The following is an 18,960-nucleotide window of genomic DNA, read 5'->3' as shown; positions in this document are numbered from 1 at the left end:
ACGGCGGTAAAAAAGAGCGGCCAGCTTAGTGATCACCCTCGGTGCATACAAGCCGGTGCTTACAGACTCAGTACATAGTCATGAGGGGCCGAGTGTCGTAAACGATCCCTGATCGCGTGATAAACTCGTAATCTATTGATTTAACTCAACTAAATATCCATTTAGTCGAGTTAAGTATTTCGTGAGTTTAAGGCTGGGCGAGGGCGCCTGTTCGGCGTTCGCTGATGCGTTCAACCGCGAGCATGTGATCGGTACCCCATTGGCAAAGCGGCCCCAAGGCCTTGGCCAGTGAATGGCCGAATGGGGTCAGGGAATATTCGACCTTCGGCGGGATTTCCTTGAAGTCGATGCGATTAATGATTTCATCGCGTTCCAGCTCCTTCAGCTGCTGGATCAGCACCTTATCCGTCACGCCGCCAACTGCACGCCGCAGTTCGCCATAACGGTGAACTTCATGGGCCAGGTGGTACAAGACCAACGGTTTCCATTTCCCGCCAATCACCGCCAGGGCGGCGTCGAGCCCGCAATTAAAGGTGCTATTCGACATGTTTGTGCCCTCAGGCTGGGTACTTACCAAAAGGTGCATACTATTCAAAACAATAGCGCAGATCTACGCTTGAGCCTCAACATTTCCAGGAAACACTCATGAACAGGCTCAACGGAAAAATCGCAGTCGTCACCGGTGGCAACAGCGGGATTGGCTTGGCCAGTGCCATACGTTTTGCGGCCGAAGGTGCACAGGTCGTTATCGTCGGACGTCGCCAGGAGGAACTGGACAAAGCGTTGGTCCTGATCGGGCATGACGCCGTTGCAATCCAGGGCGACATTTCAAATCTGCAGGATCTGAAGCGGGTATTCGCCCAGATCAAAGCAGACAAAGGCCAGATTGATGTGTTGTTCGCCAATGCTGGCTTGGGAGATCTGGAACCCATCGGATCGATCACCGAGGAATCATTTGATCGCACATTTGGCGTGAACGTGAAAGGCACGCTGTTCACCGTACAAAACGCGTTGCCACTGATGAGCGCCGGTGGCTCGATCGTGCTGACCGGTTCAACGACAGCCTCGATGGGCACCGCAGCGTTCAGCGTGTACAGCGCCTCGAAAGGTGCACTGCGAAACTTCGCCAGAAGCTGGGCGCTGGATTTGCAAGGCACGGGTATTCGCGTCAACGTGCTTTCACCTGGGCCGACAACGACACCGGGTTTGGACCGAGCGCTTTCGGGTACCGGCCAGAAGGATGCGATTGTTGATTCGATGGTGACGCGTGTGCCGCTGGGTCGTATGGGTTTGCCAGATGAAGTGGCGAATGCGGCATTGTTCCTGGCGTCGGATGAAAGCAGCTTCATGACAGGCAGCGAGATGTTCGTAGATGGTGGTTTCGCTCAGGTGTGATTCAGGGTCATCGGCCAAATCGAGATGGGTTGGGTTTGGCCGATGAGGAGCGTGGTGCGCTGGTTGAAATCTGACTGGCACTGCCCCTGATAGCGAATCATATGATTGCGCATAATGTATATTATGTTAAACGAGGTGCTATGTCAGATATGTTCATAAGCTACGTAAGTCACTGATTCGACCAATTCGTATTTGACGTCTACTCTCTCAACGGGCCATGTGTTTCGTGTTCATGGCGAGTCCTTGAATGAGGTAGCTGTCGATGAAACTGATCCAGTGCAGGTTCTCTTCAGGTCAACGACTACCGCTGCTTGTACAAGCTGGTGATGCGACGCCGTTGCCCATACTCATTCCGTTCATCTACGTCCAACTCAAACTCAGGCACCGGGCTTACAACACGGCTGCGGCGCACCTGCGCGCGATCCAGGCTTTCTACGCCTATGCCAAAAGCCGAGATCTGGATATCGATGAGGCCATCTTGGCCTGCCACTTTGAGGCGATTCTGGCTTTGCTGGACGGTTACGCTATTTGGCTCCAAAGTGGCCGTCATGCCGATAATCTGATCGCCCGAATCGGCAAAGCTGGCACTGTACTTTTTCAGCAGATCAGTTCACGAACACGTGACCAGTACCTGCGCCTGCTGAAGAAATACCTGTCTTGGTGCGTCACCCGTTACATCCCGCGCGCCCGTCAGAATTCAGCCACACAGGCTGACATCAACGTGGTATTTGCCGATGTTGCCGACGTCATTGAGCGGCGCTTTGAGAGCTATATCATCAATGCTCGTCCTGATCGCACTCGTTACCGCAGCCTGACAGATACGCAACTACAGATCGTTCGCACACTGATTCGCCCTGGCGCTGCGGCGAATCCGTTCCCGGAACGTTTGCAACTGCGTAACTGGCTAATGATTGAATTGCTCTTGGAGACCGGCATCCGTCGCGGAGAGCTTCTGAAACTCTACACCACGGATATCAATAAAGGTTCTCAGCACGCCTATGTCAGCATCAATGATCGCGAACATGATCCCCGCGACCCGCGCGTTGAAGAGCCTGCGCTCAAAACACATGGGCGGACCGTAGGCATCTCCGCACAGTTGTATGAGGTCTACGAGCGCTATATCCAGCGCGACCGGCGCCCTCTGCGTGACGGTAAACCGATGAAATTGCTGTATCGCTATTTGTTCATCTCGGATCGTGGCCGCCCGCTGTCGATCCGCGCGTTGTCTAACGTTCTTGATCGGCTGTTTCTGACCATTGAGCTGGCTCATCCAGGATTGTTGCCTACACTTTCTGCGCATGACTTTCGCCACACCTTTGCAGACCACTTTTTGGCTTACCTGGTCGAAAAGCGTGGGCATGACCTCGAGCGGGCCACGGACGAACTACGGCGAGTCTGCGGTTGGTCTGAAACCTCGACTATGCCACGCCGTTACGCAGGTCGTTATCTAGCCGAGTCGGCCAACCTCCACAATGCCCAGCGCACCTCGGCAGCCTGGAGCCGACTTGACAGTTAAGGAGGTTCGCCGTGACCAAATCAGCCGATCAAGAACACGCGTCACCGCCCTCCTCTTTGCCAGCTTACGTGTTCAGGGGGCCCGCTCACGTTGCGATTCGAACTCGCACTAATGACCAACCACGCTACGTCGATACCCGGCTAAAGGTGTGGACATGGTACGACGGTGGAGTCGCGCTGAAAATTGATTGGGTCGAGCTAGCCTTAGCTCCAGAGCTTACTGAAATAGCCAAAGGCTTTATGGTTTATTCGTTAGAGAAGTATGCTCCCCAAACAGCATTCATGTTTGCTAGGTTTCTTGTCTACTTATCAAGCACCAACCTCGCCCAACACTTTCCTTGGGGTCAGCAAAACTTTATTGCCAAATTAGAAGACTTTAAACAAGTTAGGCACAACCTAATTGGGCTTCGCAGATTTTATCGCTGGGCAATGGATAGAGGAATTAATGGATTCGATCCAATCACATATTTAAAAATCAAGGAGGTAAAATCAGATCGGGTTGACCCCTATGCTCGAATTTTTCTCTCGCAGTCTGGGTTAGAACTTGACGAGGAAGTTCGATTGCTCAAACGCATTGAACGAGAACCTAAATCTGACTCTTGGGAGGATGTTCAGCTTAATATAGTGCTTCACTTGGGTTTCGAGCTCGCACCTCGGTCGATTCAATTTCATTCACTTGACATTGCTGACTTTGAGTTTATTGAGAGCGCAGATCACGAGAAGTACTATACCCTGTGGTTACCCATGGCCAAAAAAGTCGGCCAGCGCAGACCTGAGCGGCGCCCCCGCAAGATAACCACCCGCCTGGGTGAGAAAATCTCACGCCACGTTTTAGAAATTCAACGCCGTTTTGGTAGCGACTGTGAACCATTATTTGTCAATCCTTGTGGAAGGCGTCTCTCGGTTATTGAAATCGGTACAGGCCTCAAATACGAGCTGCGTGAAGCTGGGATAGATAGGCCGAATCAGGTATCCATGTTGTTGCGCCATCACCTTGGGCAAGGCTTGGCGGATCAGGGTACTCCAGCAGACATGATTGCCGAACTGCTCGGTCACAACAGCACGGTTGCAGCGCGTGCTTACGTAACGGCCACCCCTAATATTGCCCGGATCAAAGAGAAAGCACTGGGTAAGAGCCCGGCCTATCAACGCATCATGCGCAGCTTATTAACTGGGAAAATCGTCCAACGCCGCGATGCGGCTCCTGAAGCAGCCGTCCGCGGTGTCATTGATACGCAATACATAGGCGATATTGGTGCCTGCGCCCTGCCCGTTCATACCCACTGTCCCTACAACCCTATATACGCGTGCTACACCTGCAAGAAGTTCCACCCCTTTGCTGACGGCCGCCACGAGCAGGTAAAGGATGCGCTCCAGCGGGAGGCCCAACGGTTCATTGATATGGCAGAACAAGCCGGTGATCTGAGTCACAACCGGCCCCTCGCCCAGCATCAGACAACCATCCTGGCAGTAAGCGCTACGATCGAACGCTGCCGGCAGCACACGGAGGGTGCCGAAGATGACGCTGTCTAGGGCAAGGCTGAGCCTCGAAAGCTTTATTGCACAGGAGCAAGCGATTTTTCGGTCATTACCGATTTCAACACCATGGGCGGAATCATTCTGGGGTATCGGAAATTGGTTGCCGCAAAGGGATGTTAACAAACATGCACTTACGTTTGAGACGCACCGACAAGCCCTGGAAAAGACAGGTTATCCTGCACCGCCGAAGGGCCCACTCCCCTTTGCTTTCCAAGACTTTAGCAAGGCTCTAATTGTGTATTTACAACGCACCAGAAGCCTGAAGTTTTCGATGGTGGCTGCATACAATATTGCTGTTCGACGGCTGTACAACACCCTGTTTGAGCGCGGCGTATCCGACCCCACACTCCTGACGCGAGGCGATTTCGACCGCGTCGTAGGCTTTCTCCGTGAGAGCGGCTACAAGAATATCTACGACGCGATCTCTCACCTCCAAGTAATAGCGAATACGATTGATAATCTCCAATTAACCGAGTTCGCCATCCACTTTAAGCATGATGCAAAACCAGAAAAACGCCGACACGATTACATTTCATTGCACGACCCTGATCGTGCGGTAAAACAGCGTAAATCTGATGATAGATTACCTTCTCGTGAGGCGATGGAGGCATATGCACTATGTTCGAACAACCCACTTAGTGACGGCGAAGAAATTTTGCTGCGAGTGATCGACTTATTGATAGCGACTGGGCAACGAGGTAACGAAGTAGCCGTAATACCCTATGATTGTTGGGTCGAAAGGCCGATCAAAGGGACGACAGGAGAAGTAGTTGTCGATGCGCATGGCAAGCCTCTGGTCGAATGCGGGATTAGGTACTTCGCGGAAAAGCAATTTCAGTCCCGTGTTCATTGGCTGGCTGAAAGCGACATTCCTCTAGCCAGGCGCGCAGTAGAGCGATTAAAAACGCTAACCAATGAACAACGAGAAATTGCCGCCTGGCAAGAACTCCACCCAGGACGTATTTGGAGCTACCCCCCTCAGTCAGTGATCTCCGATGCAAAGGTCTTGGACTGGCTAGGTTTTAGCGAAGCAAGAAGCGCAAGCAGAAATCTATACCTTTTCCTCACACGCAACGGTGTCCATCCATTTGACGATGAACCGGATGAAAAGCAAGGAAGGTCGTTAAGGCGACGCTACGTCGCCGGGGAGATTGAGCGACTGATCGTCCCGAGGCTCCGTGGGCACGCGGCATTGACAGAAAATGTTGGGGGACGGGTTCGTATCGTACTTAGAACCAGCGAAACGCTTGCCATCGCTTTCGACGGCCAATTTCGTTTCGGTGGACGTGAGGCAAATGTGTTTCGTGCTGTCCCGCGTCGGGTCACCCTCGGGGATATCAATCACGCATTAGGTGACGATGAAAAATATACGTCCATTTTTTCGCGTCGTTCATTAACCGAATCCGATGGAACTCCGATTAGGCTAACAAGCCACCAACCTAGACACTGGCGGAACACAATTTACCACTTGACCGGTATGAGCGATGTTCAGCAAGCGTTGGCTCTGGGTCGAAAACGCCTCGACCAGAATGTTTATTACCAAAACACGAGCATTGAAGAAAACATCGCTGCCCATCATGAGTTCCTGGCGTTCAATAGCTATCACGAACGCATCGAATTTCTCCATACAGGCATAAGAGATAAGCGTATTCATGGCGCTTTGACCGACAGTTACCATGCTTTGCTATCAGATAAAGGCACAACAACTGCGGAAGCATTCCTCACCGTACACGCCACGGCGCTGCATGTGACCCCTTTCGGAGGTTGTATCCACGATTTCTCCCAGGCCCCCTGCCCTAAGCATCTTCAGTGCTGGAATGGCTGCTCGCATCTACATCTGATGGGCACTCCATCGGAACGGGTCAACCTTGAAAAACAAGCCAAGAATCTGACGAAGGCAATATCCATCATGCGCGACGCAGGCACCGGAGAGGCAGGCAGCGATATATGGCTAGCAGACCAGGAAAACAAGCTCAACAATTTAAAATCTGTCCTTGCACGTGATACCAATGGAGGTGTGCAACGCGTGTTTCCAAACGGGCGTCCAATCACGGTTATGGACTCGGACAAACGACACAGTTCGGTATCAGATGACTAGGGGCAACTATGGCACGACGACAGACATTGAGGGGCGGCACTCTTGACGAAGCAATAGACGCTCTCCTCGCCCAGATGATTAGCTCAGGAGTGGAGTTCGCTCCCATTTCCCGACCGGAGGTGCAGCGCCGGCTGGGCCTGACAAGCCGAGCCACGCTAGGAGGTGACCGTGGAGACAGAATTGAGGCCGCCCGTATTGTTCAAATGAGGGAAAGCGGGAGGGATCCGGATGGTGCCCGCCGGCGCAGGAGTCTCGAAGAGCGTATTGCAAGTCTTCAAGCGGAAAACGCAGCGTTGGCAAGACAGCGAGACAACCTTTTCGAGGCTCTGTCAGTAATAGCACACAACTGCCTTATGAGCGGTTTGGACGTAGAGTCAGTAATGGCACCTTTGAGAAACACCCGATAAATCAGACTCAATAGTCTTCATAACGACTACAAATTACGGCATGGTAGTCTGCTTAGAGCGCTAGACAGGGCTGCGTCAGCTCTGACGACTACACATTACGGTAAATGTCTCCTGACTACTTCGTATCAGACGCGAAGCGTTGACATGTGCGCCAACCGCTCGTAGAGTTTGGCCGTTAGCCCCTGAGGCACTTGAGTTTTATCTCCCCTTGAGGGATCTGCAAAGCCCGGTTAGTGACCGGGCTTTTGCCTTTGTGTGTCTGTTCTGCGGGCTGCGTACTGGCGTGATCAACAGGCGTAAGTTTGAAGGAAGAGCATTCAGCCGACCGTTTGTCCCCCAAGATGTATTGGCGCTTTACTGGTTAATGCCTGTTGACTGGGCCTTATCGCTGGCGTGTATTCGATGGCCTACTACTCGCTTTTTATTAGGACTCTACCGTCGACCAAAGACACAAGCCCCACCTCGGTGGTCACCCTAAGAAACTCGTAAATCGTCCGGACCTTGTCCACAAAAACTTCGTCTGCGCTGAGCAGGATGTGAGCGTGGGATCCGATTGCCGCATGAGCAGCATCGCTGATGGCGGCAACATATCTGGATCCACGCTTGAGCTTGCTGTCGGTCTTGTAGCCAATGACGTTCAGCAAGTTGTAAATGGCCGTAACTTTTTCATGCACGTGCATGTCTCGGCTGTACAGAGGCGTGGCGGCGATGCCGAGGAAGTTTTCGATCGAGTACCCCCGACCGCGGTAGCCATCAAGGTCCTGATAGGCCTGCCATATTTTCTCAATGACGCGAGGAGGCTTTATGTTGTTGAGTTCCTTCGGACCCAATCCAACCGAGGCCCGGTAATTTTTCACTCCCGATTGATCTCTCTCATCGCTGATGTGTTTCCTCATCTCGGCGGCGGCCATCACAGAAACTTGTTCGTACTGGGACTTTAGGATTTTGAGGTATTGCTCAATGGGCGCGCGCAGATGAGGGTGGGTATGGTCGAGTTGGGCAAGAGGGGCAGACAGACTTTTGATTAGGCCATCGAACGCGTCGATCTGTTCAGAGGCTATTTCGGTGAAAGTCGAGTCGCTGCGGCCCCCGTAGAGCTTGAGTGTGGTTTGATGAGCTGCCGCCAACATGATGTCGTAGACCGGCTCCGCCTGGAGATAATTGTCATAGGCTTGGACGGGAGGAACCTCATGGAGGATCATTTCCCCGGTAGGCTCGAAGCTATCGTTGACCTGATACCTGAAGTGCATTGCGTTCAGGAAGTCGAGGGCTGCCAGGAATTTATCAGGCTGGCCGCTGCGCTTGATCTCACGCAGCGTCTCGTCCGAGTAGATGACCTGAAATCGGTCAAGTAACGATGTAAAGAATGCAGGGTCGTGGCCTTTGACAGCCATGGTCAGTACGTTTTGATCTATATAAACGGTTGTCTTGCCCGCATAGGGTGGCAGACAGGGGCTTGCATTCATTCTCATTGTCTCTGAGGTTGCACAGGAGATGAGTGCCAAAAATTCAAGACGAATAACTTCCACCTTATCGGAGGCTAACAAAAGCGCAAGTTTTCACGGAGTTGGATCAACACTATCGACGGTGTTTCTGGGTACTATCTGATGAACGTTCCAGCCTTGATCGATCAACATCTGGCGACTCTGCTCAAACGCTTCACCTTCTCCCAGTGATCGCCTGCTAATCGCCAAACACAGCAGGTGTGTTGGCCTGGTCATGGCGACATACATCGCCAGAAGGCGCCTCCTCTGGCGAATCTTCACAGAATTGCCGCCATGACACTGTTGCCCCAGCATCCAGGGCATCAGGCTGTTGAGTACATGGCCATAGTTATACGTTTCCAGAACCAGTGTCGCGGTATGTGTTTGGCCCTTAGCCGAATGAACGGAGCCAAGCTTGATGTCGACCGTTCTTTGCTCGTGCACGCATCGATACGTATTTATTGACGGCGCGACGGTTTCCTCTTGGATAGTCTCCTGAGCGTCTTCTACCCAACCCAGATAGTCCTTTCCAGCCTCCGATAGCTCGTTGGTAGCCGCGAGTACCTTCGCAAGTGATGAGAAGCGATGTCCCAGTACCTTCCAGCGACGCTGGCTGATCGTTTCGGAGCTAAACAAAACCTCGACTACCAGGTGTTGGTACTGTTGCAGATCATCAGGCTTGATCAATAGCTGTTGTACCTGGACGTGCTGCCGCGCTCCAGGCTTGATCCTCATACGAGGATCAGACAGGTTCGCCAGGTGGATCAACGCACGAGCCATCTCCTCCACCGCCTGATGCGCCGTTTCCCCGTTAGTAAGGTGATGCCTGGCTAAACGTAGTCGCTCCACCAGTGTGGGTGGCTTGTAACCTGAGCCGCCGGCGTTGCGGTCGTACTTCCCCCAGTAATGTGCCACTGTTTTGGGGTAATGCTCGTCCTGGTCTTCCGGGTCTATGCCCTTGTGCGTAAAGCCTAGAGCAGTGATGGTCGCTTTCTGAAGCAGCTCTATAGGAAGGTGCTGCAGTACGTGGCGACCATAAGCATCGAGCACCTCGCCGCAATCTCCATCCGGGAAAACGAAAATGGTATGAGGTAGCCGTTGCTCATTCCCCTTCGCGCGAAGCCCTCTAAGGCGCTGCGCGACGGGATGAAACGCAAAAGGGTTAGCGAGCAGCGCGATTGATTCGTCGAATCGAAAACTGCTGGCAATGTCCAGCGATTGTACGACATCTGGGAAATCGTTGCCTTGGGAGCTTGCTTCAGAGTCGAAAATTGCCTGGTTAGGATCGCCCACTCGTGTCACGCAGAGATCCCCATCTTCCCGTGGAAAAATGGTACTGAGGTATTCGTTCTGAAGTTCAGACGTGTCCTGCATTTCATCAACAAGTACACAGGGGAAACGGTGCCGAAGGGATGCGCCAACGCCCGGTCGTTCGGTTAGTTGTGCCTTGCCCAGAACGAAGATCTCGTCATAGCAAAAGTAACCACGCTTGGCGGCCTCACCCATCGCGGCTGCCATGATTTTGTAGCTGTCAGCATCCGGACCACAGGGAAAGTTATTGCCTGTGAGCGGGTCGGTGAAGTCGGTGCTGGTCAGCCTGAGACTCTCAGCTTTGAAATTGCTACGCTCGAAATATCCACGGACTTTTTTTCTATCAGCGAGCGTCATGCAATTGAAGCGCATGCGATGCGTCAGCTCATCATCGATGGCTGTGAACCGAAACCCGGCAGATAGCAGCCATGGCGTGGCGAGAAATCGGCTGACAAAGCCGTGGATCGTATCTATGTAGTGTGGGTAGCTGAGCAGCCGCTGTCCCATTTCGGTGTTCCCGAGCCGGTGCTCGATCTCGTGACGCGCAACATTCGTATGGGATAAGACGCAGATACCGCGGGTACGGCTCGTCCACTTGCGCGCGAGAATAGCAAGCTTCGCGACGACCATCGTCGTTTTGCCACTCCCAGGACATGCGGAGACATCCAGCGTCTCACGCGATCGTAGGAACTCAATTCGAGGCGCATCGAGCTCCTTGAGCTTCATGAGTTCAACGACCCAGGCAACGTCATCCTCCGTAATCTCGGACACTAAATCTCTAAACGCGGTCATGATCAATCTCCGGACGGTTCTTGAGTTAACTCGAGACGCGTTGTCACGTAGGTAATCGCCTCGGTTAGATACCCTGGCAGCCAACCCATAATCTGCTCGCGGCTGAGCACCTGGCGCTGCAGGCAATCCTCCAACAAGTCGACCAGGTATTGTGCAGTGATGGCTTTGGATGCAGTCCTAGACGTGAACAGGCTGTAAATGTGTGAGCAGAGATGGGCATGGGTGTCCGTTGACTGGCGAAGCTGCTCAAACTCTGCTTCTGCCGCCTCGACGACCTTCTTAACTTTTTTCCGCTCCATGTTCAGCGCGTCATCATTTGCCGCGAGCCTGGCGGCTACTAAAAGCTCCTTCGCCAGGCCCGCGTATGCCAGGTCGTATTCGAGCGTCCAGTGATTCGCGATGAAGGTTTGAACGTTCTGGGCATCGTCGCTTTTGAGGTTTGTGCGACGAGCCGCTAGGGCTTCATCACGGGTTTTCTCATCATCCCCGAAATGCCTCATGGCTTTCCACCGACGGTGCTTCCCGTTCCACCTGGGATCGTTGTCATCGTCCACCAGTCCCAGGATTGCCGGCGCGCAGTCAGGCATCACATCCATGTCTGCGACTCTGGCGACAGGGATATTGAGCGTACCCTCCTCCGGTATCGCCCGTTGCAGTATGCGGGAGTATCGACCGAGCCCGGTGCCGCCCACATTCACCACGGAAACCCCGTGCCGGGTGAAATCCCGGCCCATGATCTTCGCCAGTGCCGGCAGCAGGATAGCCTCCCCATCCCCCTCAACGATGAGCACACCTCGTGCAAAGAACAGGTTGGCTTTGGTGACGTCCAGGAACCGCGCCAGAAACCGGTAGTCGGTGGCATCAAGGTTAGTTTGCTTCTCCGCGAGCGAGTAGGCCTTGTGCCGATGCATGAGCACGAGGTTATTCAATGCGATCTTGGAACTCAGATTGGGGCTGTGAGTGGTCAGGATGATCTGCACGGGGCGCTGCTGATTGATCTCTTCCAGGTTGGACTCTTCCAGCTTGCATGCCATTGGTTTGGCCGCTGCTTCCAAAAATTCCATCAACCGCAGTTGCCGCTGAGGATGCAGGTGCGCCTCCGGCTCCTCAATCAGCAGCAAAGGCAGCCCGTCAGGCTCTCTACCCAGAAGTAGCAGCTCGCAGGCCATGAACAGCAGGTTGTTGGAACCGAGTCCGTAGGAACCCTTCGTATCACCAGATTGCTGATCTAGTAGCCCTAGTTCCAGGCGCTCAAGGATCTGGCGCAAGCGCGATGACTCCGACCCGCCCTCTACAAAGTTGATGTGGCTGTGCAGATCATCGCCCTCCAACCCTAGGTGGGAGAGGTAGTTATCGTTGATCGTGTCCTGGGCCTTCTTCACGCCCCCGTGCAGGTTGACCAGGTGACGCAGATACTCCGCCAAACCCGCAAGGCTCAGGCTGGCAGGATCGAGGTCTGCAAGAGGTTGGTCAGCGTTAAAATCAGCACCGTGCTTGATGTGAGGAAAGTTTTTCAGAACCTGGGACAGTCGAGACCCACGGCCAGGCGACATCTCGCGCTCAGCATCGCGCAGCGGTCGCAGGTACGCGGCGGCTAGCAACTGACGCACATTGACGTCCAAGCTTGGCCCTCCTCCGCTATGGCCGCTACGGACCGCGATATCAACCCAGCGACGAGCCAACTGATCGTCATTCAGTCGGCGTGCAGTCCAGTGCACATACACCGCAGCTTCTTGCTTGTTAAACGTGACGTACTCCGATAACGCGCCTTGCTCGGCAGTCGAGAGGGCGGAGAACTTTGCTACGATCTTGATCTGATGGGCTTGTTGACCATTCTCAGGGAAATGGAAGTCGTCAGGCTGCAAGCGTACGTACTCCCCATCCCGGGTCTGCAGCACCAACCGCAATGCGTCAATTACGGACGACTTGCCCGCATCGTTCTCGCCTACCAGCGCTGTGACGCCATTGTTGAAGCGAATTACCAACCCCTGCCCTCCAGCTCCAAACTGCCGGAAATTCTGAATCGTGAGCGCTGACAAATACATCCGTGTTTTCCTGTCGCAAAAGGTTTTGGCACGATACGCGCCTGCAGTAGCACGCGGGCTTTAGCGAGTGACCTCAGCATGGTGGGTACCTCTTATGTGCCTTTGCCTTCACTTCCTTGGGGTAGTTCTGCCACAGCTTTCGATTTTTTTGGGGGGAGTGGCTTGGCTGCTTTCGCCTTGTTGAACTCGATGTCCTTTCGCACTTTCGCTGCCTGCGCGGCATTGGAGACATCCAATACCACCACTGATGTTGTAGCAGCTAGCTCGGCTGGCAGCAGATTTTCCAGTGCCGCCTTCAACGCTTCAGGTTTTTCGGGTTTTATGCCTGCTGGAGGGCGCGTCACACCAAGCGCATTACCGAACCAGAAGATCACGTAAATGCCTTGACCTTCGGTACTGTTCGCCAATGTATAGGTCTGAAGCTGACCGATATGCCCATACCAGAGATGTGTATGACTTGTCCGTTTCGCTTCGACCGGCACGGTAAATGGGCCATGGGTAACAAGCAGGTCCGCCCGCGTTCCGCCGGATGACGCCGCTTCAGGGGACACCTCGAAGCTACCGAAAAAGCCAAGTTTGTCTCTGAGCTTGCCGGCCAGCACGTCTCGGCAATCGTTCTCGACCTTGGGCTTGTTGTTGTCCCAAAAAAGCCTCCACAGGTTATGTGGAGAAGGCTGCAACTCGGCAGCGACTTCCTCAAGGCTCAACAGCACCAAGGCCTTCAGGTCCTGCGCATTGATAGGGCCTCTGCCGCTCAGCACCTTTGCCAGATCTGTCGAGGAGAGTAGCTTCTGTGTTTGCGATCGGACATCTCGCCTGTAAAGCTCGAGCTCGTGCCTGATGGTATCAACCCAGCGTGTACCCTCAGAGTCCGTGAGCAATTCCAAAAGGATCGTCTCGACGCCTGGTTCATCCGACAACGAAACGGCTTTCAATACTTTCACTGTGTCCGGCCAAACGCGCTCAAAGTGCCCCTGCATCAATGGAGTGCGCTGGAACAGGAACTGCAACAGGAGGCGGCTGACGGCCAGCGTGGACGTCGGCGTCTGCCAATAGCTACAGTTGGGGTATCCGTCGAAGATCACCCGGTGAATGACAGCGTCCTCTGCCTCGTCAAGGGCATGTACGAAGTCATTGCTGAACACATCCGACTGCAGGCAGACGGCAAAGTATGCCCAGCGCAGGCGGTCAGCGCAGCGCAGATCGCTACCCGTGACCAAAGCATCAGTACCGTCGCCCTTGTTCGACCAATGGGACAGCACATCAGTCAATAGCGGCGTCAGTTCTGGCGCTTCAGCATTCGTTTCAGCCAGCCGAAGCACGCTGTCTAGAAGACTTCCACTCAGCGTATCAGGCTGCTCCAATGCTACCTGGACGGCCCATGCATGTAACGCGGACCGCGCTGGATGCTCTCGCAGCTTGTACAAAAGCGCGTTCCAATTGGCGTCCCGCTTATGGGCGAGCTGACAAAAGTAAGCAGGATCGTCTATGAACGATCGAATGAGTTGATCAATGCAGCAGCTCTCTAAGCGTTCCTTGAGATAGGCATCTCGCATCGTCACTGTGGCGAAAAGGACCTTGAGAATTCGTCCCGCAGATTCCGCGGAGAAATCCTGTCCGTCCGCCAGGTGAATGGAAGCAGACGCGGCTGTGATGGCTCCGCTAGCCCCGCGTTCATCTTCATACTCGCCCTTCGACCACACACGGGCGAGCCCCTCAAGGATTGACTGAGCCAGCGGTTCACCGAACACTTCCTGCAGCGCCTCTATCCCGCTTCCGTGACGACCCGTGATCGGGCGACTACCGCAATAGACTTCTGCCCCCCAGTACAAGGCCCCGTCGACCTTACCTGCGACCACGGAGGGTAACTGCAACTGCCATTCGGCTATTTGACGGACTAGCCACTGCTCGATGCTATCCCGTTGGTGCGCTTGTCGCTCCGATTCTTCTTCAACGTGTAGCCGTACGTATTGCAGGGCGGCGTCAGCGGCAGCACCCGGGCTCTCGTGGAGTACCGGAATCAGCCAGGCCGGTACGGGCTCTCCTCGTTCCAGTGCCCAGTTACCCACCTGTCTGCCGACGTATGCTGAACCGACGCTGGATATCAGTGGGTCGGAGTTCAGCATCAGGCGCACCAGCGTCTCGCTAGGCTTCAAGCCAAGCGCTCGCAGTCCGAGGGCAAGCGACCCACTATCGGCTACCTCCTGGTCCGCAATCAAAAGCAACGCGTGCAATACCTCCTCGGAGGCGGATCGAGCGATCAACCATTCTCCGGCAGCCTTCTTGAAGGTTGACTCGGCCCCAGTGATCACACCGGTAGCGACCATCATATGCGCGAATTCTTTCGCGGTAACGCCATCGTGCGACAAGGCCGCGATGCACAGCACCGAGGCGAATTTGTGCTCCAAGGCACCCATACCGGCCTGTAGCCGCCAGCGCTTCGGTGTATCCAAAATCAGGGGGCGCCACAAATCTGCTGCCACATGACAGGCGATATCCCTGATCGCGTAGATGCTCTCCATGCGTCCATCTTCCGGCGCAGCTCGCGGAAGAAGTGCATTGTTGGCTCTTTGCAGGCTAGCCAGAACCCGCTCCACGTCGCCGACCACCAACTGTTGCGCAGGGATCGCGCAAAAAAGTTGTGCAATGCTGCGCAAGTAACCACGCGACGTCTCCCCGGAGGAACAGAGCTCGTCGATCCGCCCCCAAATGTCATCCGCTGAGGTCACAGCATTATGTAGCCAAGCATCAATAGCCTGCTCTCGGCACCATTGCACGTCACTCTGGCGTAACGCGACGCTCCAGCAGGCGTCAGCGGTGGAGGCCAGCGCCGGCCCGGTCGACAACGCCTCCAGCAACATGCTGAGTCGGTGCGTGGACGCCTCTGTTTGCAGCAGCTCAATCACCAGCGGCGCAAGGTCCGGGGTAACAAGTCCCACGGAACAGATCCGCGCTGGGCCCCACTGCTCCGGAGTCCAGCGAAAAAACGGATCGCGTGCCCCAACCTCCTGCAGCACGGTGACGCGGGACGCAACGGGAAGTGTGGCCGCATCGCCATGCAGTAACAGCGTTTCCGGGTCGCGCTGGACCAGCCGTTGGGCGTGGTGTAGTGCGCCCTCGTTGACCAGATGACAGGTGAACCAGGCATACAGCGCCTTCAGACCTTCGGATGGTAGCCCATCGACCGACACCAACAGTGCAACCGCGCGTTCGATATGTAGTCTTGCGATCCCGAGGGCGCCTGTCACCAAGCGAGCCAGGTAGCGGGCGGCCAGAAACTCTTGGATGCTGCGATGAAAGGGCAGGAAGTCTTCGCCCTTCTTCATGAACAGCGCTGTGTCCAGGACGGTCTCGCGAGCGATCGGGTCAAGCCCCGCGTCATGCACCGACAGCATGGTATCTGCGACAGGAGCAGATCGCTGCAAGCCATGCTTTCCGGTCAGGAGCAGAGTCAGAAAGACGCGCCCGGCATGGTCTAGGACGACGTCGGGCGCAGGTTCGCCGTGTTGCCGGTCTTCTGACTTGGAGGGGTTGTGCTCGGTAGCGAAATGGCGTGCACCGGACTCGTACAGTTCGAAACGGGTGAGCGACGGCAACCGTTCGGGCTTTACGCTCATGAGAAACTTCAGCCCCAGCGGGGATAGCACGAAGGGCGTCGATCGCAGCGTCTGCAGCGTAGAGAGGAGCGTGATGGGCTCTGAGCAGCCAAACGCTGTGAGCACTGCGACTGCTTCCTCCTCACTGAGAGGTTGCAACTGAGCCACGACGGGGGCCTCGTCAAGGGCTGCCAGCCCCTGACCGAACGCTTTGCTGAGCTTTCCACCCTCGTTCCAGTCCTCCGCTCGACAACTCACTCGCCATCGCATCGACGGTAGCTCTTCTAAGCACTTTGCAATCTCAATGGCGTTCTGCATGGGGACTTCATCGAGAGCATCGATAAACACCGTCGTGACATCGGAAAGATCTTTGCGGCGAAACCAAAAGGCAGAAATGCACGACGCATCCGCTCGCTCCGCAAAATGCTCGAACGCCACAGTCTTGCCCATGCCAGGCGCGCCCAACAAAACAACATAGGGGGCCTCGGCCAGATCACTTAGGCGCTGGGCGTCTTTGTACTCGTCAGGGCCTGATGATATAGATATGAGCCTATCAAGCGGAGCGATTGACATTGCGAAGCGGCACCGAGCGACAAAGGTGTCGCCATCATACGGTATGCCCAGATGACTCCACTACTCTTACCGCGCGGGGGCTGCATTCTCGATCTGCGGCAGGAGCCGGTACAGTAAGTGTTCCAGGCCGATCACCCGAATGTCCTTTAATTGCAGCTCCGACATTGCATTCACGGAAATACACCGCACTGGAGATTGCTGGCCGACTCCCAGCAGTTTAAAAATTCCGCGCAGATTGGATTGGCCAAGTACCCATGGCTACAATGCGGCCCCTTCCAAATACCGGTGTACCATGTCCCCCAAAGTAACGAGAGACCTGAAATTTTCTTTTGACAATCAACGTCTCGCTTATGATGTCGGGGAGTTTTGGGATTGGGCATTTTCGAACATCACGACTCCCGTCATTCGCGGTGTCATGATCGAATTCATTCTGGCTCGACACCTGATAGATCACGTCGACGACATAGTGTTGGGCCGGGTGCTGGACTTGACGCACCAAGTTCCGCTTCCAGGACAGCTGGCTAAAAGCTTGGCACCTTTTTACAGCAACCAACCCCATGGTGATGTCTTTGACTTGCAGCTGACATGGGGTGTGACGATTGAAATTAAAAGTACGAGCAATCGCGAAAACTGGAGGCTCAATAAAACGTGTAGATGGAATATGGCTAAAGACAAGAACAAGGTCGAAAAAGTCTTTCCCGCCCAATACTACATCCTCGCGGTTGTTGAAAAAGATCCTGAAGTGAGCGTGACGCACCTGAACCTTTCCGAGGCTGAATTCTACTTGTGCAGCGGCAGAACATTGGACATCAATGTGGAGGCGCCCCAGAAATCGGTGGGTTTCAAGAAGTTCTCAGAGATCTCAGTACGATGTGGCTTCAGCGAGCTGGTCCCTGTGCTCCATGAACTCCAACGCCAAGAGCACGAGCGGGTCAGAAATCTGTTGGTTCCTAGATGGAAACAATCGCGCCCTCCTTCATTTCATTCAAACTTTATGCCCTTGGCCGTCGAAGCAAATGGGAAAGTAACCGGAGCCTGGTATCAGGGAGGGAGTGGAGCATTGAGCAACCCGACCGCCATAGACGTTCGATGGGTTGACGGCGCGAATCCTGACTGGCGGGATTGGGAAGCCGTAGGCTTCAAGTATGAACCTGAAATTTAGCTGGCCATCATGCTCTCCCCAAGTGCCTTTGCGGTTAGCAATGGGCTTCACGTGATCTCGCGAAATTGGGTGGTTGCGGTGACGACTCAGAAAGACGAAAAGCACCGGGTCGAACACGGCCACCCTGATATCCAGTTAGACTAGATCGGCAAAGTCCTCGATGGTTTTCCGAAGTCCTCGGCCTTGGGGCAGAAGTAAAATTTTTTTTCCACTTTTGCATCAACTCGCATCATAGCGACGGCTTCAGAAAGAACTCGGGAGCGCAGCAAAGGCGTACTTCAGCCGCACTCCTTGGCAAAGTACGCTGCGGTCTATTTAAGATGTCTCGCTCTTCAGTGACGCGTTTGAGTTCCACTCGCAGGCGACGCAGTTCAGCGTACTGATCATCGTCCTGCTGCCGTTCTTCGTGAGGTTTGATGTAGCGCTTTATCCAGGCATAGAGGCTATGCGTCGACACGCCGAGACGAGCCACTACATCAGCGACAGGCAGCTTCTTCCGGTCACTTGATTGACCGTTTGGATTTTGAATTCCTCGGGGTAACGCGGGTTGCTCATGGCACCTCCTAAACGGCCTCAGTTTAAGGCAAAGAGGTGTCAACGAAACCCGGGGCGATTCACTATGCACGCGGAGTGGTGGGCTGGGCGTTATCAGAAAAGCCGAACGCAGACCTGGTGGTTAAAGAGCTGGACGTGGCTTACGAACAACGCGGAAAGCCTCAAGGGCTACTGTTTCACTCCGACCAGGGATCGCAATATGGCAGTCGTCAGTTCCGCCAGAGACTGTGGCGCTACCGCATGCGTCAGAGCATGAGCCGCCGAGGCAACTGCTGGGATAGTGCGCCGATGGAGCGAGTATTTCGCAGCTTGATATCAGAGAAGATACCGACCACGGGCTACCTGACCGGGCAGCAAGCTCAACGAGACATTAGCCAGTACCTGATGGGCCACTACAACTGGATCCGATCCCATCAGTTCAACGATGGACTGGCTCCGGCGAAAGCTGAAGAAAAACTCAAAACCGTGTCCGGGATGAGTTGACCACT

At 54.5% G+C, this 18,960-nt stretch carries 10 protein-coding genes and 2 pseudogenes; 6 read left to right on the top strand and 6 right to left on the bottom strand.

Annotation, left to right across the window (positions count from 1 at the left end; translation table 11 throughout):
* Positions 1 to 187: 187 nt before the first annotated feature.
* Positions 188 to 547 carry a helix-turn-helix domain-containing protein gene (locus tag HBJ59_RS18270; protein ID WP_076013447.1) on the bottom strand — a complete coding sequence of 120 codons (360 nt, stop codon included), beginning with the start codon at positions 545 to 547 and terminating at the stop codon, positions 188 to 190.
* 98 nt (positions 548 to 645) lie between these two features.
* Between HBJ59_RS18270 and HBJ59_RS18265 the strand changes: the two genes are divergently transcribed.
* The 4 genes from HBJ59_RS18265 (at position 646) to HBJ59_RS18250 (ending at position 6,547) form a co-directional block, all read left to right on the top strand.
* Positions 646 to 1,395 carry an SDR family NAD(P)-dependent oxidoreductase gene (locus HBJ59_RS18265; protein WP_076013448.1) on the top strand — a complete coding sequence of 250 codons (750 nt, stop codon included), beginning with the start codon at positions 646 to 648 and terminating at the stop codon, positions 1,393 to 1,395.
* A 262-nt stretch (positions 1,396 to 1,657) separates the two neighbouring features.
* Positions 1,658 to 2,911 (top strand): site-specific integrase, encoded by a 1,254-nt coding sequence (locus HBJ59_RS18260; protein WP_167664340.1) that lies wholly within the window; start codon positions 1,658 to 1,660, stop codon positions 2,909 to 2,911.
* Between the two features lie 11 nt (positions 2,912 to 2,922).
* On the top strand, positions 2,923 to 4,443 hold the full coding sequence (locus tag HBJ59_RS18255; protein WP_167664339.1) for a site-specific recombinase: 1,521 nt from the start codon (positions 2,923 to 2,925) through the stop codon (positions 4,441 to 4,443).
* Positions 4,430 to 6,547 (top strand): hypothetical protein, encoded by a 2,118-nt coding sequence (locus HBJ59_RS18250; RefSeq protein WP_167664338.1) that lies wholly within the window; start codon positions 4,430 to 4,432, stop codon positions 6,545 to 6,547. The genes HBJ59_RS18255 and HBJ59_RS18250 overlap by 14 nt, the downstream gene beginning before the upstream one ends.
* Before the next feature lie 817 nt (positions 6,548 to 7,364).
* Here HBJ59_RS18250 and HBJ59_RS31620 read toward each other — a convergent pair.
* From HBJ59_RS31620 to HBJ59_RS18230, 4 genes are all read right to left on the bottom strand, one after another.
* Positions 7,365 to 8,420 (bottom strand): hypothetical protein, encoded by a 1,056-nt coding sequence (locus HBJ59_RS31620; protein WP_256670846.1) that lies wholly within the window; start codon positions 8,418 to 8,420, stop codon positions 7,365 to 7,367.
* Positions 8,421 to 8,513: 93 nt separating this feature from the next.
* Complete coding sequence (locus tag HBJ59_RS18240) at positions 8,514 to 10,541, bottom strand: UvrD-helicase domain-containing protein (RefSeq protein WP_167664337.1); 2,028 nt, start codon at positions 10,539 to 10,541, stop codon at positions 8,514 to 8,516.
* Between the two features lie 2 nt (positions 10,542 to 10,543).
* A complete protein-coding gene (locus HBJ59_RS18235; RefSeq protein ID WP_167664336.1) occupies positions 10,544 to 12,586 on the bottom strand; it encodes an ATP-dependent endonuclease in 2,043 nt (680 codons plus the stop codon).
* Positions 12,587 to 12,678: 92 nt separating this feature from the next.
* Entirely contained in the window at positions 12,679 to 16,632 is a 3,954-nt protein-coding gene (locus HBJ59_RS18230) for a hypothetical protein (protein WP_167664335.1), read from the bottom strand.
* A 415-nt stretch (positions 16,633 to 17,047) separates the two neighbouring features.
* Between HBJ59_RS18230 and HBJ59_RS18225 the strand changes: the two genes are divergently transcribed.
* Positions 17,048 to 17,917 (top strand): hypothetical protein, encoded by an 870-nt coding sequence (locus HBJ59_RS18225; protein ID WP_167664334.1) that lies wholly within the window; start codon positions 17,048 to 17,050, stop codon positions 17,915 to 17,917.
* Between the two features lie 267 nt (positions 17,918 to 18,184).
* On the opposite strand, the pseudogene HBJ59_RS18220 reads toward HBJ59_RS18225, so the two are convergent.
* A pseudogene (locus HBJ59_RS18220) lies at positions 18,185 to 18,472 on the bottom strand (transposase); the annotation flags it as partial.
* 63 nt (positions 18,473 to 18,535) lie between these two features.
* On the opposite strand from HBJ59_RS18220, the pseudogene HBJ59_RS18215 reads away from it, so the two are divergent.
* Positions 18,536 to 18,955, top strand: a pseudogene (locus HBJ59_RS18215) (DDE-type integrase/transposase/recombinase); the annotation flags it as partial.
* Positions 18,956 to 18,960 lie beyond the last annotated feature (5 nt).

The sequence above is a fragment of the Pseudomonas sp. AN3A02 genome, from assembly GCF_011765255.1.
GTDB lineage: Bacteria > Pseudomonadota > Gammaproteobacteria > Pseudomonadales > Pseudomonadaceae > Aquipseudomonas.
The sequence above is the reverse complement of the archived record's forward strand: the minus strand, read 5'-3'. Positions and strand labels throughout refer to the sequence as shown.

Bases quoted from the DNA above. Each gene is read 5' to 3' on its own strand.
- HBJ59_RS18270 (WP_076013447.1), bottom strand. From the start codon at position 547: ATGTCGAATAGCACCTTTAATTGCGGGCTCGACGCCGCCCTGGCGGTG.
- HBJ59_RS18265 (WP_076013448.1), top strand. From the start codon at position 646: ATGAACAGGCTCAACGGAAAAATCGCAGTCGTCACCGGTGGCAACAGC.
- HBJ59_RS18260 (WP_167664340.1), top strand. From the start codon at position 1,658: ATGAAACTGATCCAGTGCAGGTTCTCTTCAGGTCAACGACTACCGCTG.
- HBJ59_RS18250 (WP_167664338.1), top strand. From the start codon at position 4,430: ATGACGCTGTCTAGGGCAAGGCTGAGCCTCGAAAGCTTTATTGCACAG.
- HBJ59_RS31620 (WP_256670846.1), bottom strand. From the start codon at position 8,420: ATGAATGCAAGCCCCTGTCTGCCACCCTATGCGGGCAAGACAACCGTT.
- HBJ59_RS18240 (WP_167664337.1), bottom strand. From the start codon at position 10,541: ATGACCGCGTTTAGAGATTTAGTGTCCGAGATTACGGAGGATGACGTT.
- HBJ59_RS18235 (WP_167664336.1), bottom strand. From the start codon at position 12,586: ATGTATTTGTCAGCGCTCACGATTCAGAATTTCCGGCAGTTTGGAGCT.
- HBJ59_RS18230 (WP_167664335.1), bottom strand. From the start codon at position 16,632: ATGGGCAAGACTGTGGCGTTCGAGCATTTTGCGGAGCGAGCGGATGCG.
- HBJ59_RS18225 (WP_167664334.1), top strand. From the start codon at position 17,048: ATGTCCCCCAAAGTAACGAGAGACCTGAAATTTTCTTTTGACAATCAA.